This is a genomic window from Hoeflea sp. AS16, from assembly GCF_038900095.1.
In the GTDB taxonomy this organism is placed as follows: Bacteria; Pseudomonadota; Alphaproteobacteria; order Rhizobiales; family Rhizobiaceae; genus Hoeflea.
The window spans coordinates 434,724-459,461 of sequence record NZ_JBBMQQ010000004.1 but is presented as its reverse complement, the minus strand read 5'-3'; the positions used below and the strand labels follow the sequence as shown (position 1 = coordinate 459,461).

General features: G+C 60.4%; 27 protein-coding genes. 12 read left to right on the top strand and 15 right to left on the bottom strand.

The window, feature by feature from the left end:
- Nucleotides 1–176 precede the first annotated feature (176 nt).
- The 4 genes from WNY80_RS13650 to WNY80_RS13635 all read right to left on the bottom strand — a co-directional run bounded on the left by WNY80_RS13650 (nt 177) and on the right by WNY80_RS13635 (nt 4,884).
- A complete protein-coding gene (locus WNY80_RS13650; RefSeq protein WP_342887925.1) occupies nt 177–1,388 on the bottom strand; it encodes a DUF1615 family protein in 1,212 nt (403 codons plus the stop codon).
- A gap of 155 nt (nt 1,389–1,543) precedes the next feature.
- On the bottom strand, nt 1,544–2,824 hold the full coding sequence (clpX, locus tag WNY80_RS13645; protein WP_342887924.1) for an ATP-dependent Clp protease ATP-binding subunit ClpX: 1,281 nt from the start codon (nt 2,822–2,824) through the stop codon (nt 1,544–1,546).
- A gap of 316 nt (nt 2,825–3,140) precedes the next feature.
- Nucleotides 3,141–3,767, bottom strand: a complete 627-nt coding sequence (gene clpP / locus WNY80_RS13640) for an ATP-dependent Clp endopeptidase proteolytic subunit ClpP (RefSeq protein WP_342887923.1) — start codon at nt 3,765–3,767, stop codon at nt 3,141–3,143.
- 190 nt (nt 3,768–3,957) lie between these two features.
- Entirely contained in the window at nt 3,958–4,884 is a 927-nt protein-coding gene (locus WNY80_RS13635) for an AraC family transcriptional regulator (protein WP_342887922.1), read from the bottom strand.
- Between the two features lie 124 nt (nt 4,885–5,008).
- Between WNY80_RS13635 and WNY80_RS13630 the strand changes: the two genes are divergently transcribed.
- The 3 genes from WNY80_RS13630 (at nt 5,009) to WNY80_RS13620 (ending at nt 7,947) form a co-directional block, all read left to right on the top strand.
- The gene (locus WNY80_RS13630; protein WP_342887921.1) at nt 5,009–5,620 is read left to right on the top strand and encodes a LysE family translocator; all 612 of its coding nucleotides are present in this window, start codon (nt 5,009–5,011) and stop codon (nt 5,618–5,620) included.
- A 158-nt stretch (nt 5,621–5,778) separates the two neighbouring features.
- On the top strand, nt 5,779–6,372 hold the full coding sequence (locus tag WNY80_RS13625; protein WP_342887920.1) for a hypothetical protein: 594 nt from the start codon (nt 5,779–5,781) through the stop codon (nt 6,370–6,372).
- Nucleotides 6,373–6,738: 366 nt separating this feature from the next.
- Nucleotides 6,739–7,947 carry a cytochrome P450 gene (locus WNY80_RS13620; RefSeq protein WP_342887919.1) on the top strand — a complete coding sequence of 403 codons (1,209 nt, stop codon included), beginning with the start codon at nt 6,739–6,741 and terminating at the stop codon, nt 7,945–7,947.
- Between the two features lie 73 nt (nt 7,948–8,020).
- Here WNY80_RS13620 and WNY80_RS13615 read toward each other — a convergent pair whose 3' ends face one another.
- Nucleotides 8,021–8,365: a cupin domain-containing protein gene (locus WNY80_RS13615; RefSeq protein WP_342887918.1), complete on the bottom strand. Its 345-nt coding sequence runs from the start codon at nt 8,363–8,365 to the stop codon at nt 8,021–8,023.
- Between the two features lie 68 nt (nt 8,366–8,433).
- Here WNY80_RS13615 and WNY80_RS13610 point away from each other — a divergent pair, with 68 nt between their 5' ends.
- Entirely contained in the window at nt 8,434–8,922 is a 489-nt protein-coding gene (locus WNY80_RS13610; RefSeq protein ID WP_342887917.1) for a DUF6653 family protein, read from the top strand.
- Between the two features lie 10 nt (nt 8,923–8,932).
- Here WNY80_RS13610 and WNY80_RS13605 read toward each other — a convergent pair whose 3' ends face one another.
- The 5 genes from WNY80_RS13605 to WNY80_RS13585 form a co-directional block, all read right to left on the bottom strand.
- Entirely contained in the window at nt 8,933–9,229 is a 297-nt protein-coding gene (locus tag WNY80_RS13605) for a hypothetical protein (RefSeq protein ID WP_342887916.1), read from the bottom strand.
- Nucleotides 9,230–9,351: 122 nt separating this feature from the next.
- The gene (locus tag WNY80_RS13600) at nt 9,352–10,635 is read right to left on the bottom strand and encodes an O-acetylhomoserine aminocarboxypropyltransferase (protein WP_342887915.1); all 1,284 of its coding nucleotides are present in this window, start codon (nt 10,633–10,635) and stop codon (nt 9,352–9,354) included.
- A 227-nt stretch (nt 10,636–10,862) separates the two neighbouring features.
- Entirely contained in the window at nt 10,863–11,318 is a 456-nt protein-coding gene (locus WNY80_RS13595) for a hypothetical protein (RefSeq protein WP_342887914.1), read from the bottom strand.
- Between the two features lie 129 nt (nt 11,319–11,447).
- Complete coding sequence (locus WNY80_RS13590) at nt 11,448–11,792, bottom strand: hypothetical protein (RefSeq protein WP_342887913.1); 345 nt, start codon at nt 11,790–11,792, stop codon at nt 11,448–11,450.
- Nucleotides 11,793–11,820: 28 nt separating this feature from the next.
- A complete protein-coding gene (locus tag WNY80_RS13585; RefSeq protein WP_342887912.1) occupies nt 11,821–12,360 on the bottom strand; it encodes a CoA-binding protein in 540 nt (179 codons plus the stop codon).
- 137 nt (nt 12,361–12,497) lie between these two features.
- Between WNY80_RS13585 and WNY80_RS13580 the strand changes: the two genes are divergently transcribed.
- On the top strand, nt 12,498–12,869 hold the full coding sequence (locus WNY80_RS13580) for a hypothetical protein (RefSeq protein ID WP_342887911.1): 372 nt from the start codon (nt 12,498–12,500) through the stop codon (nt 12,867–12,869).
- A gap of 75 nt (nt 12,870–12,944) precedes the next feature.
- On the opposite strand, the gene WNY80_RS13575 is transcribed toward WNY80_RS13580, so the two are convergent.
- Entirely contained in the window at nt 12,945–13,379 is a 435-nt protein-coding gene (locus WNY80_RS13575; protein WP_342887910.1) for a VOC family protein, read from the bottom strand.
- 137 nt (nt 13,380–13,516) lie between these two features.
- The gene (locus tag WNY80_RS13570) at nt 13,517–14,341 is read right to left on the bottom strand and encodes an enoyl-CoA hydratase (protein WP_342887909.1); all 825 of its coding nucleotides are present in this window, start codon (nt 14,339–14,341) and stop codon (nt 13,517–13,519) included.
- Nucleotides 14,342–14,564: 223 nt separating this feature from the next.
- Here WNY80_RS13570 and WNY80_RS13565 point away from each other — a divergent pair, with 223 nt between their 5' ends.
- The 3 genes from WNY80_RS13565 (at nt 14,565) to rpsI (ending at nt 16,223) form a co-directional block, all read left to right on the top strand.
- Complete coding sequence (locus tag WNY80_RS13565) at nt 14,565–15,002, top strand: PaaI family thioesterase (RefSeq protein ID WP_342887908.1); 438 nt, start codon at nt 14,565–14,567, stop codon at nt 15,000–15,002.
- A 271-nt stretch (nt 15,003–15,273) separates the two neighbouring features.
- A complete protein-coding gene (gene rplM / locus WNY80_RS13560; RefSeq protein WP_342887907.1) occupies nt 15,274–15,738 on the top strand; it encodes a 50S ribosomal protein L13 in 465 nt (154 codons plus the stop codon).
- Nucleotides 15,739–15,740: 2 nt separating this feature from the next.
- Nucleotides 15,741–16,223, top strand: a complete 483-nt coding sequence (gene rpsI / locus WNY80_RS13555; RefSeq protein WP_342887906.1) for a 30S ribosomal protein S9 — start codon at nt 15,741–15,743, stop codon at nt 16,221–16,223.
- A 116-nt stretch (nt 16,224–16,339) separates the two neighbouring features.
- Here rpsI and WNY80_RS13550 read toward each other — a convergent pair whose 3' ends face one another.
- Nucleotides 16,340–17,437 carry an acyltransferase gene (locus WNY80_RS13550; RefSeq protein ID WP_342887905.1) on the bottom strand — a complete coding sequence of 366 codons (1,098 nt, stop codon included), beginning with the start codon at nt 17,435–17,437 and terminating at the stop codon, nt 16,340–16,342.
- 193 nt (nt 17,438–17,630) lie between these two features.
- Between WNY80_RS13550 and speB the strand changes: the two genes are divergently transcribed.
- Both speB and argC read left to right on the top strand, forming a co-directional pair.
- The gene (gene speB, locus WNY80_RS13545; protein ID WP_342887904.1) at nt 17,631–18,581 is read left to right on the top strand and encodes an agmatinase; all 951 of its coding nucleotides are present in this window, start codon (nt 17,631–17,633) and stop codon (nt 18,579–18,581) included.
- 87 nt (nt 18,582–18,668) lie between these two features.
- Nucleotides 18,669–19,598 carry an N-acetyl-gamma-glutamyl-phosphate reductase gene (gene argC / locus WNY80_RS13540; RefSeq protein ID WP_342887903.1) on the top strand — a complete coding sequence of 310 codons (930 nt, stop codon included), beginning with the start codon at nt 18,669–18,671 and terminating at the stop codon, nt 19,596–19,598.
- A 6-nt stretch (nt 19,599–19,604) separates the two neighbouring features.
- On the opposite strand, the gene WNY80_RS13535 is transcribed toward argC, so the two are convergent.
- The gene (locus tag WNY80_RS13535) at nt 19,605–20,741 is read right to left on the bottom strand and encodes a COX15/CtaA family protein (protein WP_342887902.1); all 1,137 of its coding nucleotides are present in this window, start codon (nt 20,739–20,741) and stop codon (nt 19,605–19,607) included.
- A gap of 188 nt (nt 20,742–20,929) precedes the next feature.
- Between WNY80_RS13535 and WNY80_RS13530 the strand changes: the two genes are divergently transcribed.
- Together WNY80_RS13530 and WNY80_RS13525 are read left to right on the top strand one after the other, a co-directional pair.
- Complete coding sequence (locus WNY80_RS13530; protein WP_342887901.1) at nt 20,930–21,148, top strand: DUF2842 domain-containing protein; 219 nt, start codon at nt 20,930–20,932, stop codon at nt 21,146–21,148.
- A gap of 154 nt (nt 21,149–21,302) precedes the next feature.
- Nucleotides 21,303–22,529, top strand: coding sequence for a GNAT family N-acetyltransferase (locus tag WNY80_RS13525; RefSeq protein WP_342887900.1), 1,227 nt, complete (start codon nt 21,303–21,305; stop codon nt 22,527–22,529).
- A 37-nt stretch (nt 22,530–22,566) separates the two neighbouring features.
- Here the strand turns inward: WNY80_RS13525 and WNY80_RS13520 are convergent, their stop codons facing one another.
- Entirely contained in the window at nt 22,567–24,681 is a 2,115-nt protein-coding gene (locus WNY80_RS13520) for a Wzz/FepE/Etk N-terminal domain-containing protein (protein WP_342888006.1), read from the bottom strand.
- Nucleotides 24,682–24,738: the final 57 nt, after the last annotated feature.

The following is a 24,738-nucleotide window of genomic DNA, read 5'->3' as shown; positions in this document are numbered from 1 at the left end:
CGGTTCATCCAGCAACCGCCATTTGCGTCCTTGTAGGGGTAAACCCCTTTCCAGTCTAATTGGAGAACCGGCGCCCCGGTTTCAAGTCAGATCATCAACGGCAAATTGTTTCATTACCGATTCGCGACAATATTAGACATCGAAAGTGGCGGGAAGCTGGAGCGGGGCGAAAAACATCACTGCGCATGCCGGCTTAGGCAACGCCTGTAACGGCCGTCAACCCGCCTGGCAAACCACGCGGTGGTCAAGGGGCGGTCCAGTTTCACGCTTTCCAGCGTGATCTCCGGGATGCGCGCAAACGGCGGGTCTTCGCCATAAGTGGTTTTGTAAAGTGCAGTCAGCCGCGTGTAGCTCAGGGTTCCGGTGAAGCCGAAGTCCTTTTCGAGTAGAAGATCCCGCCGGACCTGGCGCGCATCGAGATCAAGCCCGCTTGCTTTCGCAACCCGCATGATTGCCTGCTCCGTCCGGCTTATCGCGGCCGAAGCCTTTTGCCCCTTGTAGATCAGGAGATCGCCGTCAAGAGCGAGGTCCTTGCCGTCCAGGCGGGAGACAACCCACTGAAACGCGGCATTGCGGCTCGAGTGACGGCCGGCATTGTAATCGGCGAACCGGTGCACCTTCCTCGTATACCCGCTCCGGTAGGCCAGAAGCTGCCGGGTTCCGGCCAGAATGCCGCCGCGGCGGGTGTAGAGATAGTCCCGCACACGATAGATATCCTCGAAATAGAGCGGCCGGCCAAGATAGCGGCGCTCGAATTCCAGGGCCGAGGCCACGGACACCTGCATCGATCCGATGGTCGTGATCTCGTTGCGGGCTTCAAGGAATTCCGCCGCCCCCAATCCGTAGTCGCGGTCGAGTTCGATGATGGACTGGATGGTGAGAGTTTCCCCGATCAGCTTCCGGTAGGCGACATCGATGTCGCGTTCCGTCCGGGCCGCCCGAAGCCGTTCAAACAGGCGCCGCTTGATCGACGGATCAGCGGCAAACAGGGTTCGCAGCACCAGCGCATTCAGCCCGGTTCCCTCAAGTTTTGCCTTCAGGGCAGCGATGGCGCGCCGTCCCAGCCCCTCCACCGGCGGGTTGGCCTTGAAATTGGATTCCTGATCGATTGTGGCAATCAGCGCGCAGACGTTCTCGGCACTGCGGGACAGGCCGGAAAACTGCAAGGCCCAGAGAATGTCCCGGGCCCAGCCGGCAGCGTCCTTCAAGCGGGGCCGGGCAAGACTGATCAGGCGCCGGGTCTGGTCCTGCCCTAGAGACTTCTCGGCAATGCCGGCCGAGACTGCTGCGCGCTCCGCGGCCAGCAATGGACCAACCGGCACAAGGCCCAGCGTGATGGCGACGATCAGGGCGCCCCGGCAGGCACGGGCCAAGCGTCCGACAATCACACCAGCCCTCCCCATCCGTTCCTCTGCCCGCCGTACAATCTATGCAGCATTTCGCCGGCAGACAACAAGTCAGCCGATTACAGGGAGGCCGGAAACGAAAACGGGCCCCGAAAGGCCCGCTCAAACAGATCTGGATGTGTCCGGCGTCAGGCCACTCAGGCGGACGCTGAATCCTTGGTCTCGCCGTCCCGCTCCGCGTAGATGTAGAGCGGACGCGCATTGCCGGTGACGACATCGTCGGAAATGACGACCTCGCGCACACCTTCAAGTGTCGGCAGTTCGAACATGGTGTCGAGCAGGATCTTCTCCATGATCGAGCGCAGTCCACGTGCACCGGTTGCGCGGATGATGCCGCGCTTGGCGATTTCCTGCAGAGCGCTCTCGTGGAATGTGAGTTCCACATCTTCCATCTCGAACAGGCGCTGGTACTGCTTGACCAGAGCGTTCTTCGGCTCGGTCAGGATCTGGATCAGCGCGGACTCGTCAAGATCCTCGAGCGTGGCAAGAACCGGCAGACGACCGATGAATTCCGGGATGAGACCGAATTTCACCAGATCTTCTGGCTCGAGCTCGCGCAGGACTTCGCCAACCCGGCGTTCGTCCTGGGCGCGAACATTGGCGCCAAAGCCGATCGAGGTCTTTTCGCCACGTGCGGAGATGATCTTGTCGAGGCCGGCGAATGCGCCACCGCAGACAAACAGGATGTTGGTCGTGTCAACCTGCAGGAATTCCTGCTGCGGATGCTTGCGGCCACCCTGTGGCGGCACGGACGCAACCGTGCCTTCCATAATCTTCAGAAGCGCCTGCTGAACGCCCTCGCCCGAGACATCGCGGGTGATCGAAGGATTGTCCGACTTGCGCGAGATCTTGTCGACCTCATCGATGTAGACAATGCCGCGCTGGGCGCGTTCGACGTTGTAATCAGCCGACTGCAGCAGCTTGAGAATGATGTTCTCGACATCCTCACCGACATAACCGGCTTCGGTCAGTGTCGTTGCGTCGGCCATGGTGAACGGCACATCGATGATGCGCGCCAGCGTCTGGGCCAGATAGGTCTTGCCGCAGCCGGTGGGGCCGACGAGCAGGATGTTGGACTTCGCCAGTTCAACTTCCCCCGACTTGGAGGAGTGGTTGAGACGCTTGTAATGGTTGTGAACCGCCACCGACAGGATCTTCTTGGCCTGGTGCTGGCCAATCACATACTCGTCGAGTGTGGCGATGATTTCCTGCGGGGACGGCACACCATCGCTGGATTTCACCATCGAGGATTTGTTTTCCTCACGGATGATGTCCATGCACAACTCCACGCATTCATCGCAGATGAACACTGTGGGACCGGCAATGAGTTTGCGCACTTCATGCTGGCTCTTGCCGCAGAAAGAGCAATAAAGGGTATTCTTTGAATCGCCGCCGTTGCTGCCGCTGACCTTGCTCATTTCACTTTCCTTCCCGCGATCCCGGCATCAATGCCCGGATGTATGGCGCCTGACCGCAAAACCGCCGTGGCGATGATGCATACAGGCAATCTAGGGGTACAAACCCGACCATCAGGTAAACATTCCTGCGGCCGGTGGCAACGAATCCCCGTCAATCTGGCGATGCTACGCCAGAGAAATTGAACATAGACTTAACGTCCATATTAGCGCGCTCTGGCTCCTGCGCCACCCCAAGCACACACAAACGTGTTGCAGGAGTAGCGCAATGGCCTTGAAAACGACGCCTGTTTCGAAACAATAAGCCGTGTTCCCGTTCTTAAGAATCCGTCTCGATGTACTCGCGCTTGTCAATAACGCGGTCAATCAGACCAAAACCAAGCGCCTCTTCGGCCGTCATGAAGTGATCACGATCCAAAGTCTTCTCGACTGTTTCGTAATCCTGGCCGGTGTGGGTGACATAGATATCGTTGAGCCTGCGCTTCATCTTGATGATGTCCTGCGCGTGGCGTTCGATGTCGGATGCCTGGCCCTGGAACCCGCCTGAAGGCTGGTGCACCATGATGCGGGCGTTCGGCGTTGCAAACCGCATGCCCTTCTCGCCGGCAGCCAGCAGCAGCGAACCCATCGAGGCCGCCTGGCCGACGCAGAGCGTGGAGACCGCAGGCCGGATGAACTGCATGGTGTCGTAGATCGCCATGCCGGCCGTGACTACGCCACCGGGCGAATTGATGTAGATGGCGATTTCCTTCTTCGGGTTCTCGGCTTCGAGAAACAGAAGCTGGGCGCAGACAAGCGTCGCCATGTGATCTTCAACCGGGCCGGTGATGAAGATGATGCGCTCCTTGAGGAGCCGCGAATAGATGTCGTATGACCGTTCGCCGCGGTTTGTCTGCTCAACGACCATGGGCACCAGGGCCATGGCGTTATCAATTGTATTTTTCATTGCGCTTCCCTTGTCAAACGGCCCGGCAGACGGCAAGCCTGCCCAGAATCAGTCCTATTGAACCCACTACATAGAGTGTGCCCCCCCGCCGCTTCAAGACGCAAGGCGGCGAAACGGCTGAGATCTCTTGTTCACCACTGACGTTAAAGTGAAGTTACGGTTTTGAATTTGTCGGTATTTAGGCGACAATTCAGCTCATCGCCCGGTGGCTTCTGCGCCATTGGCCCGGCCCGACCCCGAAGACCTGTGTGAAACGCCTGCCGAATGCGGGGACAGACCGGTAGCCACACTGTTCGGCGATTTCGGCCATATCCAGACCGGGTTCGGTCAGCAACTGCCGCGCCCGGATCATCCGCCACTGGGTCAGGTAGGCAACCGGAGTGAGGCCGACCCGTTGCATGAACTTCTGGGCGAAGCGCGAACGCGACATGCCGGCATGCCCGGCTAGTGTGTCCAGGGTCCATTGCCTGGCCGGCTGGGCATGGATCACGCTCAAGGCCTTTCCAAGCCTGGGATCGGCCAGCGCGGCTGCAAAACCTTCATCAGCGCGACCGGCAAGACGTTGACGGGCAACCTGCATCAATAGGATTTCAACTGCCCGGAGCACAATTGCCGCCTGTCCCGGAGCCTGTTCACGGGTCTCGGCACGCAGCAGATCCAGGGCGGCGATTGCCCCGGCGGGCATTTCACAATCCGAATGCGGCAGCGCTATAACCGCCGGCAGGTTTTTCAAGACCGGATGGTCGATCGCCTCGTCGAAACGCAGAAACCCGCACAGGATCCGGCATGACGGCCCCTGTTCGCCAAACTCCAGAACACCGTCAAGCGGCGGTGCACGCGACAGCACCTCGTCAAGATCAAGAGCCTGGCTTACATCCTCGCCGGACGAGAGAGTTTGTGGTGCTCCGTCCGGGATCAAGACCAGTTCCCCCTGAGCCACAGAGACTTGCCGCTCTCCTGGAACCGTGACGACACAGGCACCTTCAAGAACGAGATGAAACCTGATGCGGCGCTGCTCGGCCGCCAGACGGACGGCGAAATCGCCCCGAAAACAGGTGCTGAAATAGAGGCCGGCTTCCAGACGAAGTGCCGCAAAGACTTCCGTGAGAACATCCATACGCGCATATCAAGCAAGTTTTGGGACGACCTGCAAACTAATCGGGCATACTGAGCAGTGATATGCGCAACCAGCCGGTCTAGAAATCCCTGTAATCCATATCGCTTGCCGGGAGTTCAATGCCTTGCCGATCGAAACCGCCTTCGCCCTTGCGGGCTTCGCCTTCGTCATGTCTGCGTCGCCGGGACCGGGCAATTTTCTGTTGCTCGCTTCGGGCGTCAATTTCGGCTTCGGCCGCTCGTTGCCGCTGATCTTCGGGATAAGTCTCGGGTTTCTGGCAATGGTGCTGATGGTGGGGCTGGGACTGGGGCAGCTGCTCAAGGACCATCCCGTGCTTGGCGAGATCATCAGGATCGCCTGCGGGATCTACGTGGTATGGCTGGCGGTCAAGATCGGTCGCAGCCGTTCGCTCGGTCCGGATGGCGAACAGAAAATCGGCCACCCATTCACCTTTGTCCAGGCGGCAATGCTGCAACTGGTCAACCCCAAGGCCTGGACGGTGGCGATCATCGTGACCGGGTCCTATGTCGATCCGCAACGGCCGGTTGCCAGCCTGGCAGTACTGGTGGGGTTGTTTGCGCTGGTCAACATTCCGTCGATAAGCCTTTGGGCGATATCGGGAAAGGCCTTGCGGTCCACCCTCGAACAAGGCCACCGGATCGTGGTTTTCAACATCGCCATGGCGCTGTTGCTGGTCGTATCGATGGCGCCGGTGATCCTCTCGGCAGCGCAGTGAACCGCAGTTTGTGCCGCGGCCGATTCGTCCCGGCATGTGGCCGAGGCGGCAAACGTCAATGTTTTGCTTTCCTTGCGCCACAGAGTGAGTCACACTCTTTTCTCAAGTCGCGGAGACGGCCCAAAGAATGCCGCTGCCGCGACAAGGGAGCGTGTATCATGATTGAGTTCTTGCCTTTCCGCCGCGGCATTGCCGCCGCCATTCTGGCCCTGTCCGTCGCCTCACCGGCAGCCGCCGGCGGCAAAACACTGGCCTGCTACCAGCAGGTTCATCAGCCAGCGGTCTACAGGACCGTTCACGAACAGGTGGTCGTCAGACCCGGCGGCGTTGTCCACGAAACCATCCCTGCCCGCTACAGCCAGGTTACCGAGAAGGTGCTTGTCGCGCCTGAACGGGTGGTCGCACGGCACATTCCGGCCGTAACCAGGACAGTGCACCAGACCGTCATGGTCCGGCCAAAATCGGTTGGCTGGGAATGGCGTCACGTCCACGGCGTCAAGACGCTGTGCAAGGTGGTGCATCCGGCACAATATGCCACGCGGGCGCAAACCGTCGTGGTGCAGCCCGCGCGCACCGTGCACGAGCGGATTCCGGCGCGTTACGCGCACCGCACCCGCACCGTTCTGGTTCAGCCGGAACGCACCATTGCACGGCACGTGCCGCCGGTGATCAAGACGGTGGCGCGCACGGTAGAAGTCCGTCCAGCCTCTGCGGGCTGGGTGCAGGTTTCGGGCAAACGCCGCTGTCGCTGACAAGCTGCAGCCGCATGGCTGGCGTCCGGCGACACCATGTCGTCATCATCACGCGCGGTGGAGTTGCCGCGCGAACCGGGTGTCAACAGTAGCGCTCGGCATTGTGAATGCCGACCCGGCTTTCGCGATCGATTTCAACAGCAAGCGTCATGATTTCACGGCACAGTGAATGCGGATCCGGCAGGCCGCGGCATTCAATGATGATGTGATCGCGTGTGCAAATTTCGCTCGGGGACGTGGCCGTCTTCCTTTCCGAAAACATCCGACGTGGGCGGGGAGAAAAATACCTGAATTTGACCCGCAAAAACCGCCTCTGATGGGAACAAGGGATTTTGCCGGGTCCGATTCCGCGCTAAAGCCTCGTTCATGACCATACACGCGCTTTCCGTTTCGCAAGACCCGAGAGATCCCGGTTTCGTCCAGGATCCCTACGGCTTTTATGCCGACATGCACCGCACCTCCCCGGTTTTCTACTGGCGCGACTACGGCATGTGGTGCGTGGCGGGCTATGACCAGGTCAACGCCTTGCTGCGCGACCGGCGGCTTGGCCGGGAGAACCGCTGGGGCGCACCGCTGAACCACGTCGAGAGCCGTGAGCATCTGCATGATTTCGACCGGATCGAGAGTGGTTCGCTGCTCGAGCGTGAACCGCCGGCGCACACTCGGCTGAGAACGCTGGTCAACCGCGCCTTTGTCTCCCGTTCGGTGGAGCGGCTGCGGCCACGGATCAGGGCGCTTGCCAACGAACTGATCGACGCCCTGCCCGCCGGTCAGCCTTTCGATCTGTTGCCGTCGTTCGCCACGCCGATCCCGCTGACGGTGATCTGCGAGTTGCTCGGCGTTCCGGTGGACCGGGGCAATGACCTGCTGTCCTGGTCGCATGCCATGTGCGAGATGTATGTGCCGCAGCGATCGCACGAGACAGAGCTGCGCGCCAATCGCGCCTCGGCGGAATTCGGTGCGTTTTTAACAGCGCATATCGAAGAGCACCGGCACAATGGCGCCGACGATCTGCTTTCGGCGCTGATCGCGGTGCGCGACACCGGCGAAAAGCTCAGCGATGACGAGCTGATCTCGACTTGCGTGCTGCTGCTCAACGCGGGACACGAGGCAACCGTGCACCAGACCGGCAACGCGGTGAAGACAATCCTCGAGCAAGGCGGCGATCCGCGCAGGTTCCTTGCCACGCCGGAGTTGGCGGCGGCCAGCATCGAGGAGACGCTGCGCTTCGATGCGCCGCTGCACATGTTCACCCGCTACGCCTACGAGGAAATCGACCTTGGCCCGGTGACGCTGAAACCGGGAGAACAGGTGGCGCTGCTGCTTGGGGCAGCCAATCGCGATCCGTCCGCCTTTGACGCACCGGACGAATTCCGCCCGGGCCGCACTGACCAGAAGAATGTCAGTTTCGGAGCTGGCCTGCATTTTTGCATCGGCGCGCCGCTGGCCCGGCTGGAATTGCAGGAATCGCTTGCCGTGCTGTTCGAGCGCCTACCGGACCTGACGTTCGAGATCCCCCCGCGTTACCGCGACAGCTTCCATTTCCATGGACTTGAGAGTCTGGTTGTCAGCTAAAGGCTGCGGTAATACTCAGACATCAATAAACATTAGCGATTACTAACTTAAAGCCGTTTTCGCACGCAATACATTAGTTTTTTATAACGTAATCTTTGCGAGTCGTTTCAATCACTTCCCAACTTCCCTTGAAGCCGGGCCTGAGGATGAAGCTGTCGCCGGTTTTGACGGTAACGGTTTCGCCGCCATCCTCGGAAATCACCGAAACGCCTTGCAAAATGCGGCAATATTCCCATTCGTCGTAGGAGATCCGCCATGTGCCGGGCGTCGATTGCCAGATACCGCAGTAGAGGCCGTCGCGTTCCTCAAGGTTCCAGGTGGTATGAACCGGATCGCCTGAAATCACCTTCTCCGGTTCCGGTCTCGAGATTTCCGGCTCGACAGACGGAGTGACCGGGATGAGGTTTGCCTTGGTCATGATAACGCACCTAAAATGAATTGAACCGGAAGCCGCCGTCCATGCAAGAATTGAGGCAGGATGCACCAATGCGAATAGACAAAGCAATTGAAAGCTCGATGATGATGGACGACGCCACCTGGGCGCGCCATGCGAATCCGTGGAGTTTCTGGACGCGGGTGCCAATCCTGGTGCTGTTCGCGCTTGCCGTGTGGAGCCGCGTCTGGATCGGCTGGTGGTGTCTTGTCCCCATCGGTCTGGTGATTGTGTGGACGCTGGTCAATCCGCGCGCCTTTCCGCCACCGGCCGGACTGGGCAACTGGGCGTCGCAGGTTGTTCTGGGTGAACGCTACTGGCTTGCTCGCAAGGCCACCCCGATCCCCGCGCAGCATGCGAAAGCGGCCATGATCCTGAGCGTGCTGTCGGGCGTTTCGGTCATCCCGCTTGCCTACGGCCTCTGGGTGCTCGACCCCTGGGCAGCTTTCGCCGGCGCCATGTTGTCATCGGTGTTCAAACTGTGGTTCGGCGACCGGATGGCGTGGCTCTCAGCAGACATGCAAGGCTCACACGAGGGTTGAGCCAGCGTATTCAACAGACCTGAGTGTCACATTCGCTGATAGTGAACGTGTCCGCCTGTTCGGTCAGCGAAGCGTCAAACTGGCGTCCATCGGCACATTGGGCGCGGGCTTCAAATGTCAGCCGCCCGGCCAGTTTGCCTTCCTTGATGTTGAGAAAATAGTCGACTGCACAGGCCTTCTCGGTGGCGAGCTGTTCCGACAGCTGATCGAGCCAGGCAGGATTGGCCGACTGGGCGTGGGCAAATGGCATCATCGCCAAACCTGTGGCCGCTGCAAGTATCAGGGATTTCAGAGTGATATGGGACATGGGGCCTCCACCATTCAAGTTCAGGTGAAGTCTAGCTCCATTGACGGGCAATTGCCTTGTTACAGATCAAACGGCCCGGCTGTTTCGGCCGGGCCGTTGATTTCAATGCTGCTATCGAGGCCTCAGGCCTTGGCGAGTGCCTGATCGAGATCGGCGATGATGTCCTTGACGTCTTCGATGCCGATCGACAGCCGCACCACGTCCGGTCCAGCGCCGGCTGCGGTCTGCTGCTCAGCTGTCAGCTGGGCGTGGGTGGTCGAAGCCGGGTGGATGACCAGCGAGCGGGTGTCGCCGATATTGGCCAGGTGCGAGAACATCTCCAGGCCTTCGACAAACTTGACGCCGGATTCATAGCCGCCCTTGAGGCCGAAGGTGAAGACCGCGCCTGCGCCCTTGGGCGCGTAACGCTGCTGCAGGGCGTGGTTCTCGTGATCCGGCAGGCCTGCATAGTGCACCCAAGACACCTTGTCGTGCTTGCTGAGCCATTCGGCAACAGCCTGGGCGTTGTCGCAATGGCGCTGCATGCGCAGCGGCAGGGTTTCGGCGCCGGTCAGGATCATGAAGGCGTTGAACGGCGAGATCGCCGCACCGAGGTCGCGCAGGCCGATCACCCGGCAGGCAATGGCAAAGGCGAAGTTGCCGAAGGTTTCGTGCAGAACGATGTTGCCATATTCCGACCGCGGCTCCGACAGGATCGGATACTTGCCCGATTTCGACCAGTCAAAGGATCCGCCATCGACAATGATCCCGCCCATGGAATTGCCGTGACCACCGATGAACTTGGTCAGCGAATGCAGAACGATGTCGGCGCCATGGTCGATCGGCTTGATCAGGTAGGGCGTGGCCATGGTGTTGTCGACGATCAGCGGCAATCCGTGCTTGTGCGCCACTTCGGCGATCGCATTGATGTCGACGAAAGTGCCGCCGGGGTTGGCCAGGCTTTCAACGTAAATCGCCTTGGTGCGCTCGTCGATCTGGCTTTCAATGCTGGCCATATCCGCCGGATTTGCCCAGCGAACGTGCCAGTCAAACGACTTGAAGGATTTGCCGAACTGGTTGATCGAACCGCCATAGAGCTGGTTGGCGGCGACAAAGTTGTCGCCCGGGCTCATGATGGTGTGGAACACGATCAGCTGTGCGGCGTGGCCGGAGGCAACGGCGAGCGCGGCGGTGCCGCCTTCGAGCGCTGCAACCCGCTCTTCGAGCACGGCCTGGGTCGGGTTCATGATGCGGGTGTAGATGTTGCCGAAGGCTTTCAGCCCGAACAGCGCTGCGGCATGATCGGCGTCATCAAAGACGAACGCGGTGGTCTGGTAGATCGGCGTGGTGCGCGCGCCCGTTGCCGGGTCCGGCTGGGCCCCCGCATGAATGGCAAGCGTATCAAAACCTGGTTGATTGTTCGACATGGACCTCTCCCCTTGTGCCCTGAATTGGCGTCGAGGTGGTTATCCCGCATGTCCGCGTCACGGTCAAAGAAGAATTTTGCGCAAGATCCGGGGCAAGCGTTGGATATGGCGCAATCCAGGGGCCATGACCGGAATACTTTTCTGCGAATTGCGCCAAGGGGACAGTCTGAGTGCCCGGCGATGCATGGTGCGCACCATTGGTGTCCCGGAAGCCCGGCGCTCGTGCCCTAAAGCGATGCGTCCGCAGCAGCGCAATCAGGCAATTGCGACAACAACCAGTCGCGCGATGGGCGGACCTGATCCGGCAGATCCTGCAGCACATCATCGACAACTTCGGCAGATACCGCGCTCACCTCGCAGCCATAGGCTTCGAGATCGCCGTCCGGATTGTCTTGCTTCCATTCGAGGTAATCCTGGCGTTCGAAGGCAATGGCCGCGGCTATGCCGGCGACAGGAAGAACCACAAGGGCCCGGCGCAACCTGGCCTTGGCCTTGGTTCTGAGCACGGCTGCGGCGATGGCCTTTCGATTGGCAATGGCGGCTGCGGCAGCGCTGGCCGTCATCGTGGTCACCTGCGCCGTGAGTGAAACCGCCCAGATCCCCATGCTGACAGCTGTTGTTGCCAGTGACACGCACAGGGCCACGAGAAACGCGGTGGTACGGATAAATCCAATGAAACGCATGATGACGGCAACCCCAAACCCCGGCCTGCCTTCCCGTCACTTGCGACGGCAGCAAGCCTAAAACAGACATCCTGCAAAGCAATGAAACGAAACTGTGTCAAAGCTTATCGCGCGACGCCATACAAATCGTCAGCGTTGCCGGTTGCCTGCATGGCTTCTGGCAGAGCGCTTGTGCAGTTCAAAGCCAAGCGCCACCAACACCAGAACCGGCCCTGCACTCACCAGCAACATCAGATTGATAAGATGGGGAACCGTCAGGACATCAGCGATGACATCCGGTGTGAAACGGCATCTTTGGAAAGCGAAGTCGCTGAATTCGCAATCAAAATCCAAGAACAAGGATATGGACATGGAAACGAGGAAATAGCCGCCACACCACCTGAGCATGAATACGGACACTCTGCTTTGGGCATAAAAACTCAAGATCACCGCAATCAACGGCAAGCCCAATGCGACAATTTCAAATATCATCATTTCAGCGACCCAGGGAGAGCCGACCGTGTCAGGACTTCCCGTCCTCCGGCTCAGTCCTGAGGCCGTAGCTTTGAAACCCCGTGCGCATTACCGGTTTGCGCGATGACAAAACACCCGAGTTGACACCGTTCCAGCCGATTTCGCCGGACAGGCGGGCATATTCGATCTTCGGGCAGCGGTTCATCACCACCTTGATGCCGGCGGCTTCGGCGCGGGCGGCGGCTTCGTCATGGCGAACAGTCAGCTGCATCCAGATGACCTTGGGCAAAGGATCGAGCGCCAGTGCTTCCTCGACAATGCCGGGCACCGCGTCCGAGGCGCGAAAGATGTCGACCATGTCGATGGCGACGGGAATGTCGGCAAGCCGCGCATAGGTCATCTGCCCGAGAATGGGCTTGCCCGCCTGCCCGGGATTGACCGGAATGACATCGTAGCCCTTGCCGAGCAGGTATCTCATCACGAAGAAGGACGGACGAACCTCATTGGCCGACGCACCGACCACGGCGATGGTCTTGACCGACTGCAGGATGCCGGAAATGTAGGCGTTGTCGTAATTGTCGTGGTTCATTGGCGGACTTCCGGAACAATAATCTCCCAGATGTGGCAATGGCCGGGGGTGACGTCAAGCGCCAAAGATCTTGTCTTCCTCCTGATCTGCGCCACAATTGTCTGTATTCTCGATGCCAATGGACCCAGGGAGCTCCCATGACAGAGACATTCAAGCCCATCCGGATGGTGTTGCCGGCAGCAGTGGTTTTTGCGGCGGCACTGGCCGCGACCACCGGTCCGGCAAATGCAATCAGCCGCATCGAAACCATGAAAAACGATTGCAGCACCATCCGCGGGACGCTGATACGCGAGGGCGCGGCGATCCTGAGATACACCTCGAAGCGGGGATTGCCGATCTATGACCGGTACGTCAGCTCGTCGCTTCTGTGCGAAAGCCCGTCAGTCGGGGTCTGGGCCAGGGTGCCCGCACGCGACACCAATTCATGCCGGGTGATCCGCTGTGATCCCCATGCCGGCGATGACGAGGACGGCCTGCTCAACTTCCGCCCGCTGTTGCGCCTGAAATAGCAGCCAGCTGGCGAATCCTCAGAGTTGCGGACGAAACCTGATTTCGCCTGAAACCCGGGGGCCGCGCCCTGCCCCCTATTCCGGCAAGGTCATGTGGCCGTCTTCATCCAGGTCCATGAACGGATTGTGCGCCAGTTCCCACAGGTGACCGTCGGGGTCGGCGAAATAGCCCGAATACCCGCCCCAGAACACCTCGTGCGGTTTCTTCACCGGCTTGGCGCCACATTTGACCGCAAAGGCCCATGCCTTGTCGACCTCATCGCGTGAAGCGAGATTGTGCGCCAGCGCCGTGCCTTCGAAAGCTTGAGGCCTGGTGGGCTCAAGACCTGCGTCGGCCGCCAGTGCATCGCGCCCGAACAGACCAAGCACGGTGCCCCTCATGTGGAAGAAGGTCACATTGTCATTGGACGCCGAAGAGCGCTTGAACCCGAGTTTCTGGTAGAATGCTGTCGATACAGCGACATCGGCAACACCGAGCGTAATCATGCTGATACGGGGCTGCAATGTCATCTGAACTCCCTCCAGTCACCATTTCTCACGCCACTGGCAACATCGATCCAATACGGAACATAAGGCGAACATAGAGCGTTTTATTGGTTGCGTCAACGACCGGACAGGTGGCTGAATTGCGGCAGTTCGGGGTCGATCTACTCCCCAGTCCATTCCGGCTTGCGCTTGGCGATGAAGGCGCCGATGCCTTCCTGGGCATCGCGGGCCATCATGTTTTCCACCATCACGCCGGCGGTGTATTCATAGGCGTCCTCAAGCGACATCTCGGCCTGACGATAGAACGCCTCCTTGCCGATCTTCACGGTCAAAGGCGACTTGGACGCAATGACCTCGGCGTATTTCATCACCACCTGATTGAGGTACTGGCGCGGCATGATCCGGTTGATCAGCCCGAATTCACGGGCGGTCGAAGCGTCGATGGTCTCGCCGGTCAGCAGCATTTCCATCGCCTGCTTGCGGTGCACATTGCGGCTGAGCGCCACCATCGGTGTCGAGCAGAACAGCCCGATATTGACGCCCGGGGTGCAGAAGGTCGAGGTGTCGGTGCACATTGCCAGATCGCAGGAGGCGACAAGCTGGCATCCGGCGGCGGTGGCAAGGCCGTCAACCTCTGCGATCACCGGCACCGGCAGATGCACAATGGTCTGCATCAGTTCAGCGCAGAGCTTCATGGTGCGGGCGAAGAACGCCCTGCCCCGATCCTCGTCGGCGCGATGGACCGTCAGTTCCTTGAGGTCGTGGCCGGCGGAAAACAGTTTTCCCGGCGTCGCAGAGGCGATGATCACCACGCGAACGGAGGCGTCCTCACGCGCGGTATCCAGTTCGGCCTTGAGGGCTTCCATCATGGCTATCGACAGGGCATTGGCCGGCGGATTGTTCATCTCCAGCCTGAGCACATTGCCGTGTCTTTCGACCTTGATCAGGCCGGCGGGTGCATCCTGTTTCAACTCGATGACGTTCATGTGTCGGGACCCTTTTCACTATTTGCCGGCAATTTAACGCGGCCAGCAGGCTGCGGAAACCCCACGACGGCGTTGACCACACCCTCGATTTCCGCAACGGTGCCTGCCAGAGAGAATCTGGCGGGAGCGTGCGAAACAACAACATGACAACAGCTGTCGCTGGATACCAGCCAGGATTGCTTGCCCACCAACACCTTTCCCTTTCCCGCACAGGAACCCGCCCATGCCCGCACCGGTAACGCCCGTGATGTCCGCCCCTGAAGTTTCGGCCTATCTCGACGAGGTCTTTCCGCAGATCAGGACGAACGGGGACAATATCTCGGTGGAATCGGTATCTGCCGGAACCACGCGTGTTCGGCTCCATGCCGACGACAAGCACCTGCGTCCCGGCGGAACGGTGAGCGGCCCTACCCTGTTCATGCTTGCCGACCTTGCAGCTTACGCGGTGATCCTGGCCCATATCGGCAAAGTGGCGCTGGCGGTCACCACCAATCTCAACATCAACTTCCTGATGAAGCCCGAACCCGGCCCGCTGGACGCCACCGCGATGATCCTGAAACTGGGCAAGCGTCTGGTGGTCACCGACATTGGCATCCGCGATTCCGGCGGGGAACTGGTGGCGCATGCGACGGCCACATACTCGATTCCACCGCGAAACTGAGCCATACCAGCTGAAATTTGTACGGTATTATTATACCTCACACGTAACTGATTGTTTTTGAAAACCTATTTTTGCTTTGCGTCGAAACCGTCTGCTTGACGCTCATATGTGGCTCGCCTATAAGCACGCAGCGTTGGCACCTTTACGGGCACCGGCGCAAAGTTGGTGTGGATGAAGGCCTTCCGGCATTCTTCCGAAACAACACAAGCAACAAGAAACGTCCGGCGGCTGATCTGATCGGTTCCGGATCCTGAATGAAGAGAGAACTTAAATGAAAACCTTCTCGCAGAAGCCTGCAGAGGTGGAAAAGAAGTGGGTGATTATCGACGCGACAGATCTCGTCGTCGGCCGTCTCGCCACTGTTGTTGCCAACCGCCTGCGCGGCAAGCACAAAGCCACCTACACCCCTCATGTTGACGATGGCGACAATGTCGTGATCATCAATGCCGAAAAGGCGGTCCTGACCGGCAAGAAGTACACCGACAAGAAGTACTACTGGCACACCGGTTATCCCGGCGGCATCAAGGAGCGCACCGCGCGCCAGATTTTCGAAGGTCGCTTTCCCGAGCGGATCATCGAAAAGGCTGTCGAGCGCATGGTTCCGCGTGGGCCCCTCGGCCGTCGCCAGATGAAGAACCTGCGCGTTTACGCCGGTGCGGAACATCCGCATGAAGCCCAGCAGCCGACCGTCCTCGACGTCGCCTCGCTGAACACCAAGAACAAAAGGAGCGCCTGATAATGGCTGAACTCAATTCGCTTGAGGAGCTCGGCGCATCGGTCAACGCTGCCGAAGCTGAACCTGCCGCACCGGTTCACGTCCGCAAGGTCGACGACCTGGGCCGTTCCTACGCAACCGGCAAGCGCAAGAACGCGATTGCCCGCGTCTGGATCAAGCCCGGCACCGGCAAGATCACCGTCAACGGCCGTGATTTCGTGACCTACTTCGCACGTCCCGTGCTGCAGATGGTTGTGCAGCAGCCGGTTGTCGCCGCTGACCGTCAGGGCCAGTTCGACGTCGTCTGCACCGTCACCGGCGGCGGCCTCTCCGGCCAGGCCGGTGCTGTTCGCCACGGCATCTCCAAGGCGCTGACCTACTATGAGCCGGGCCTGCGCGCGGTTCTCAAGAAGGGTGGCTTCCTGACCCGCGACAGCCGCGTTGTCGAACGTAAGAAATACGGCAAGGCCAAGGCCCGCCGGTCGTTCCAGTTCTCCAAGCGTTAATTCGCAGGAGCAACATTGGAAAGCATTCTGGACGGGGCTTCGGCCCCGTCTTTTTTTGTGCGTTATGACGGGAGCAGCCCTACAGGAACCACGAGACCCCTGCCGATGCGGGGTGCCTATTCAGCCGGACCGGTGACCGCCGCGGCTGGCGCAACTCCAGACGATGGCTTCCGCCGCAACTTGCGCAGGGTCCAGCGCGACAGCGGTGTTTCGATGATCATATAGTAGGCCGCAGCGCCCAGAACCGCGATGACGGTCATGATCAGATAATGCACAGGCCAAGGCAGCTCCACCGTCGTCACCGCCGAGATGACGTGCTTGATATAGAGAGTGATCACGAAGACATGGGTGAGATAGAGCGCATAGGACCAGTCGCCCAGGCGCGCGAGCAGCGTGCTGCGGAAATTGAGAACGCCGAGCCCGCCATACAACACGGCGGCAGACGGTATGCCCCAGAACAGCACCCTGAGATCACCCACCGGCCGTTCCCATTGCAGGATCAGCAGCACGGCTCCGGTGGCAAAGACCGCCAGCTTCGTCAGCCCGGGTCGGCCGTGACCGGTCTGGCTCCATGCCCGATAGACCAGAATGCCGAAGATGAACTCGAGCAGGATCGGATCGGTGTAAAAATTCATCGTCGGGATGGCCGGCTGTAGCCATACGCCGGCAGCAACGAGACAGATGATGACCACAGATGTCCCGATCAGCTTGCGGTCGGCAAACAGGCCAGCCGTCAGCGCCACGATCGCATAGAAGAACATCTCGTAATTCAAGGTCCAGCCGACCACCAGCAATGGGCCGGTGCTGCCATCGCCGTGGTCGAGGGCGACGAAGGACAGGGAAGTCAGCAGCGTGAAAATATCTGCCGTCGTCGAATTGAACAGGCTGGGCTTGAACGAGGCCAGCGCGAAGACCGCCAGCGTGATCACCCAATAGGCCGGGACCACCCGCGCGATGCGGCGGATCCAGAATTCGCGGCCGTCGAAGGTCCCGGGCCGGGCCACGATCATCGCCATGACAAATCCGGACATGACGAAAAACAGGTCCACGCCGGCGGCGCCGACATGGTCGATGCGTTCGGGATCCAGCCCCCAGGTCTGCTGGGACAGCGTTGAAATGTGGTAATAGACAACAGCCAGTGCCGCTGCCGCACGCAGATATTGCACGGAATACAGCGTCTCCGACGAGACGGATGAAGACCGGTCTGCGCTCATTGCTGTTTTCCGTCTCCTGGCTTCCATTCCCTGTACTGGGCAGCCATCGTTAACCGACAAAGCTTCTCAAACCCTAAATCCAGTCAATTGTGACGGCGGCTTGGGCAACCGGGACGCTTCGGCATGGCTTTATCATGACGGCTGAATGGACTAGACAGGAACTGCATTGATCACTCGCGTCCGGGACCCGACCATGGCCAACAAATCCATCGACCACGCCTTTACCGCCCGTTCGCTGACCTCGGCGGCAAGCGATCCGACCTATGCCGGGGCGCTGTCGTTCATGCGGCGCAAATACACCAAAACGCTCAAGGGAGCGGACGCGGTGGTCTGGGGCATTCCGTTCGATGCCGCGGTGTCGAACCGGCCAGGCGCCCGTTTTGGCCCACAGGCAATCCGGCGGGCATCGGCGATCATGGACAATGATCCGCAATACCCGTTCGATCGTGACCTGTTCGAGGCGATGGCGGTGATCGACTACGGCGATTGCCTGCTCGACTACGGCAACCACCAGAAGACACCGGCGACCATCGAGCGCGAGGCAGGCAAGATCCTGGCATCTGGCGCATTCCTGATGAGCATGGGCGGCGATCATTTCGTCACCTGGCCGCTGTTGAAATCGCACGCCGCAAAGCATGGTCCGTTGGCGCTGGTGCAGTTCGACGCACATCAGGACACCTGGTTCGACGACGGCAAACGGATCGACCACGGCTCCTTTGTCGGCCGCGCCGTGCGTGACGGGGTGATTGACCCGACCCGCTCCATCCAGGTTGGCATCCGCACCCATGCACCGGAGGATTGCGGCATCCGCATCCTCTACGGCCACGAGATCGAGGATATGTCTGCCGCCCAGATCGCCGGAACCATTCTCGACCATGTCGGCGATGCGGCCTGTTACATCACCTTCGACATCGACTGCCTCGATCCGGCCTTCGCACCGGGAACCGGAACACCGGTGGCCGGCGGCCCGTCCAGCGCCCGGATGCTGTCTGTACTGCAGAAACTCGGGGGGCTTGATATCAGGGGCGCCGATATTGTAGAGGTTGCTCCAGCCTATGACCACGCGGACATAACCGCGATAGCCGGAGCCTCTGTCGCCATGCATTATCTCGGACTGCTCGCAGAACGCCGCTCGCGACGATAACGTCTCGCAAGCCCTCAACGCCGCTTCGCGCCTGACGCCGAAGCGCTGCGCAAGTCCCTGAATTATATGCATGAACGGAGAAGCCCGATGGCTCCCAAGATCTTTATTGACGGCGAACACGGAACAACCGGCCTGCAGATCGTATCGCGGCTGCAGGACCGGACCGATATCGAACTGATGTCGATGCCGGCCGAACAGCGGCGGGATGCGGATGTGCGGACAAAGTTCCTGCGCGAGGCCGACATCGCCATTCTGTGCCTTCCCGACGACGCGGCGCGGGAAGCTGTGGCGCTGGCGGCAGATGCGGGAACACGGTTCATCGACGCCTCGACCGCGCACCGGACCAATCCCGACTGGACTTTCGGCTTTGCCGAACTGTCCCCCGGACAGGCTGCACGCATTGCAGGCGCACAGTTCGTCTCCAACCCCGGCTGCTATTCGACCGGCGCCATCGCGCTGATCGCGCCATTGGTGGCTGCGGGGCTTCTGCCTGCCGACTATCCGGTCACCATCAATGCGGTGTCGGGCTATACCGGCGGCGGCAAGCAGCTGATCGCGCAGATGGACGATGCGGGCCACGACGATGCGGTCACGGCCGCCTATTTTGCCTATGCGCTGACGCTGGCGCACAAGCATGTGCCGGAAATCATTGCCCATACCGGGATTGCGCGGCGGCCGGTCTTCACGCCAGCCGTGGGCCGTTTCGCCCAGGGCATGCTGGTCAATGTACCGTTGCATCTCGACCTGATGACCGGCAATCCGTCGATGGCGGATGTCCACTCTGTGCTGGAAAAGCACTATGCGCAGGGCGGCGTTGTCAGCGTCGTGCCGCTGGCGGAGAGTGCCGCTCTGGCGCGGCTTGACCCGGAAGAGCTGGTCGGGACCAACGGCATGAAGCTCTATGTCTGCGGCACAGAGGGTGCGGGCCAGGTCAACCTGGTGGCGTCGCTCGACAATCTCGGCAAGGGCGCTTCGGGCGCCGCGGTGCAGAACCTCGATCTGATGATCGGCGCCTGAGCCTGCTCAGGTCCTGACTTCCACGGCGGTCTCGAAAGGGTACGCGCCGTGGAAACCGCGCCAGTGGGCGACGGCAAATCCGAGAACGAGAACAGCCCAGCCCTGGTGCAGCAAGGCCCAGCCAACCGGCACCTGGGTGAGGATGACCACGATCCCGATCAGCGCCTGAATGGTGATCATGCCGAACAGCACCACCGCGCGGCGGCAATGGGTGGAACCCCGGCCGCGCCGGATCGACGCCACCATGTGCCACAATGCGAGGGCAAAAAGCAGATAGCCGCCGAGTCGGTGGACGAATTGCACGGTGAGTTCGTTTTCAAAGAAATTGCGCCATGCCGGCGTGATTTCCAGAAGTCCTTCGGGCACCAGCGCACCGTTCATCAGCGGCCAGGTGCTGGAAGCCAGCCCGGCGTCAAGACCGGCGACCAGCCCGCCAAGATAGATCTGTACCAGCACGAGTCCTGCCAGAGCCCCTGCCCCGCGCTGCAGCCCGATGCTTGGAACCGGATCAGCGGAATGACGGGCCAGCCCGCGCATCACCCAGACAATCGCCGCGAAAATCAGGCAGGCAAGCGTGAGGTGCGTTGCCAGCCGGTACTGGCTGACGTCAACCCGGTCGACAAGACCGGAGGCGACCATCCACCAACCGACAGCACCTTGCAGCCCGCCCAGGACCAGAAGCCCGAACAGAGGCCAGCGCAAGCGCTTTTCAACGCGCCCGGTCGCAAGGAAAAACAGGAACGGCACGCCAAACAGCACGCCTACGCCGCGGGCCAGCAGCCGGTGCGCCCATTCCCACCAGTAGATGGTCTTGAACTCGTCGAGACTCATGCCCTTGTTGATCAGCTGGTACTCGGGGATCTGGCGGTAGAGTTCGAGTTCTTCCTGCCAATCCGCTTCGCTCATCGGCGGAATAACGCCGTGAATCGGTTTCCACTCGGTGATCGACAGGCCGGAATCAGTCAGCCGCGTGGCGCCGCCGACCAGCACCAGTGCGAAAATGGCGACCAGCACGATGAAGAGCCAGATGCGCTGCGCCGTCCGGTTGCGCCGGATGCGCTGCTGCTCGGCAATCACCGGATTTGCATCCGGCGACGGTGTCTCCTGGTTTTCAACTTGCGGAGCGGCGATACTGGCAGTCATGTCCGATTTCTTCCTTTGAACAACAAGGCGGACATGTGCACCACAGCTTGGTGCAAGGCAAGGGTTATGGCTTTGCGGCATGCCGTCGCGGCACTGACCGGCCACCTGCTTTTCCTTGCACTCAGTTTCAAAGCCGCTATGTCGGTTCCTGTACCAGCTGAAACGTACACAGTCACAAGGCCTGCCCCATGCCCGTCCGCCTCAAGAAACTCATCGGAACCGTGATCATCGTCGCGCTTGTGGTGCTTTACGCGCTTGTTGCCACAACGATCGCCACTTACCGGCTGGCGGAATCGGCCTGGTACGTGCACCTGCTTTATTTCCTGTTCACCGGCGTACTCTGGGTGGTGCCTGCGATGTTCGTGATCCGCTGGATGGAACGTCCGCCGAAGAACAAGCAGGCCTGACGCACAGCTGCGGTTGCACAGGCACCGCTTGGCGTTAACGCCATATTAGCCTTCAGTTACGCTTTTCGCTGCCAATGCGGCGATATTTACCCGATTTTCGATACTCCGCGCCATGCTCCCGCAAGAAGCATGGAATTGCGAGAGCGTTGACATCATGGCGAATGCACAGAACCTAACCACGCCGCTGGGCACAGCTGCAAACCGCGCCCGTCCACTTGCCCACCAGCTTGCGGCAAAGGTGACGTCGCACCCCGGCGCAGTGCTTGCCCTTTGGCAGGATCTGGAAGCCGACCCGGCGGTTGCGTTCCATCAAAGCCGCGCCTGGGTCGAAGCCTGGGCCCAGGGAACCGGCAAAGACCTCTCAATCGTCACACTGGAGCAGGACGGCGCACCGTTTGCTATCCTGCCACTCGAAATCGAACGGATGGGCGGGCTGAAAATCGCCCGCTTCGCCGGAACCGCCTACTCCAATGAAAACACCGGGCTGATCGACACCGGGAAATCAAACCGCATCGAACCGGTTTCTGCAGCTCAGCTGGCCGCAGCACTGTCCCGCGGCGGGCTATCGGCTGACATCGTGCTGTTTGACAAGATGACGCCGGACGCGGCTGCCCGCGTACCCTTTTCCAGGCTGCCGCGGGTATTCCATCAGAACCCGAGCTTCCAGCTGCCATTGTTTGAAGACTTCAACACGGTGCTGGCCCAAATCAATGGCAAGCGCCGCCGCAAGAAGTATCGCGTCTCCGAGCGGCGGCTTGAGGCCATGGGTGGGTACAAGCACATCACCGGTGACACCGACGCCGAGGCATTGCGGTTGCTCGACACATTCCTTCAGCAGAAATCCGTGCGGCTGACAGCCCAAGGGCTTCCAAACGTGTTTGCCGATCCGGGCATACAAGCCTTCCTGCGCCAGCTTGCCACGACGCGTGACACGAACTGCAGTCCGGCGCTCGAACTTCACGGCATCGAGCTTGCCGGCGGCGACCATGCAGGCCGGATCATCTCGGTGGCCGGACTGACCACCAAGGATCGTCACGTCACCTGCCAATTCGGCTCGATCGATGAAGACGTGGCTGCCGATGTGAGCGCCGGAGAACTGCTGTTCTACCGGATGATCGAACGCGCCTCTGCGGCTGGCCACCAGGTTTTCGATTTCGGTGTCGGCGACCAGCTCTACAAGCGCTCGTGGTGTCCGCAACGCACAGAACTGGTGGATTGCTACGTACCGCTCAATTTCAAGGGACGCCTGGCCGCTCCCTTGATCGTCGGCATGATCCGGCTGAAACGGCAGATCAAGACGTCACCGATGCTGCACAAGATTGCGGCCCGGGTGCGCAGCCTGATGGTGCACAAATCAAAGCCGGCACAGGAAGCTGACTGACCGCGTCAAGCCGCGATCAACCGAATCCGTTTCCTGTTCAGGCAGCAGTGCTGCGATTTCCGAGCGGGCTGACCGGCTGACCCGGTGTCATCAGCAACACATCCTCAAAGCCCTGTGCATTGAATTCCGCCAGCATTCGGGCGACTTCGGCTTCACCGGAGCGCAAGATCGAGAGCACGATCTCTCCACGTTCGGCACGGGCGACCCTGGCTATAGAGGCCGCGTCGGCAGCGCCGCATTCAACAATGACCAGGTCATAGGCTTCCGTCAGCGCATCGATGATCATCGGCAAACGGTCGATGGCACGCATGGCGCGTCTTGCATTGGCGTTGCCGCGCGGAATGATGTGGGACGATGACAACCGGTCGGGATGGATCGAGTCGGCAATGCTGATTTCGCCGCACATCAGATCCGTCAGGCCCGGAAGACGCACGGATTCGGCCATCAGTTCGGTCGGGCACGCAGACCCGGTCAGATCGATCAGCAGGGTTTTCAGACCGTCGCCGGCGACCGTGCGGGCAAGCATGACGGCTGCAGCGGAGCCTTCGTCGCCCTCGGGAGAGACGCAGACCGCCACAGGGGTCACGTCGGTAACCAGCTGTTCGGCAACCGCCTCGACACTGAAATCATCGGCATCATTGGAGATGTGCGGCAATGGTCCCGCGATGTCCGCGGACGGCTGTGCCGCAGCCACGACCGGTGCGACCTGCCCTGTCGCATTGCCTGCGACCGGCAGCTGATCGTCGGGCGCAACCCGCACCAGCCCGGATGATGGCCGCAAGGCGCGGCCGGAGAACAGTTCCCCCAGCATCACGCCGATGGAAGACAGCAGAAATGCCGCAAGCGCCGAGACAATGATGATCGGTCCGGTTTTCGGGAAATAGGCTTCGGAAGCCGGCACTGCGCGCGAAATCACCCGGGCATCGGCAGGCAGGGCCTTGGGCTCGGTGCGCGACGCTGCCTCGCGGTAGCGGCTCAGGTAGGTTTCCAGCAGTTCTCTCTGTGCTGCAGCTTCGCGTTCGAGCGAGCGCAGTTCAACGGCCTCCTCGCCCTCGCGGGCCGATCCGGCTTTCAAGGCGTTGAGCTGGGCCGTCAGTTCCTCTTCGCGAATGCGCGCCACCTTGGCATTGCTTTCGAGGCTGGAAAGTACCTTGCGGATTTCTCCGAGGATCTGCTGTTCGATATCAGCCAGCTGCGCGCGCAGTCCCTTCATGCGCGGATGCGCCTCCAGAAGCGTCGTCGACAGATCGGCGAGTTGCGCCCGGACATTGCCTTCGCTTTCGCGCAGCCGCTGAATGACCGGGGAATCCAGCACATCCGACACAGCATCGACGGCCTGGCCGTTCTTGAGCGCACTGCGCACAGATTGCGCACGGGCTTCGGAATCTGCCCGCTCGGCCCTGACGCGGCTCAATTCAGTCGAAATATCAGAGAGTTGCTTGGCAGCAATGGTGTCCTGCTGATTGACAAGCAGGAGGCCGGTGCGGGCACGGTATTCTGCGACCTTGCTTTCGGATTCACGAACCTTCTCGCGCAGCTTGGCAATTTCCGGTTCAAGCCAGGCACTGGCGTCGGTATTGTTTTCAAGCTTTGCGCCCGACTGGAATGCCAGGTAGGCGTCGACAAGCGCATTGGGGACGGCTGCGGCAAGTGCGGCGTCTTCGGACGAGAACTCGATGCCGATAACCCGCGATTCCGGCACGGCATAAACGTCGAGCTTCTTGTAAAATTCCTTGAGGATGCGTTCCTCGGCGGGAACATCGAGCGGGTTCTTCTTCAGCCCGAGCATGATGAGCAGATCGCCGATGGCCGAGGGATTGGCGGCGGGATCGAATTCCTCGCGTGAGGACAGGTCGAGCGTGCGCGCCACCTGCTTGACCAGATCTGTCGAACGGAGAATCTCGACCTGGCTGGTGACTGCGCGGTCATCGAACGTGACGTCTGATGCCTGCTGGTTCTGATCGCTTGAATAGACCGGCTCGCGGGTTTCGATCAGAAGCCGTGTTTCCGACTTGTAGAGCGGATTGAGCATGCCGGTAACGATGAAAGCCAACCCTGCGGCCGCAGCGGTCAGCCCCGCCACAAGCGCTCTCTTTTCCCAGACCGCCGCTACCAGGCGGCCAAGGTCAATATCCACATCAGGTTGTGTCATCGGTGAAACAGACATACGCAGCTACTCCGTACTTGTACTGAGCCGCAAGCGTAAAGG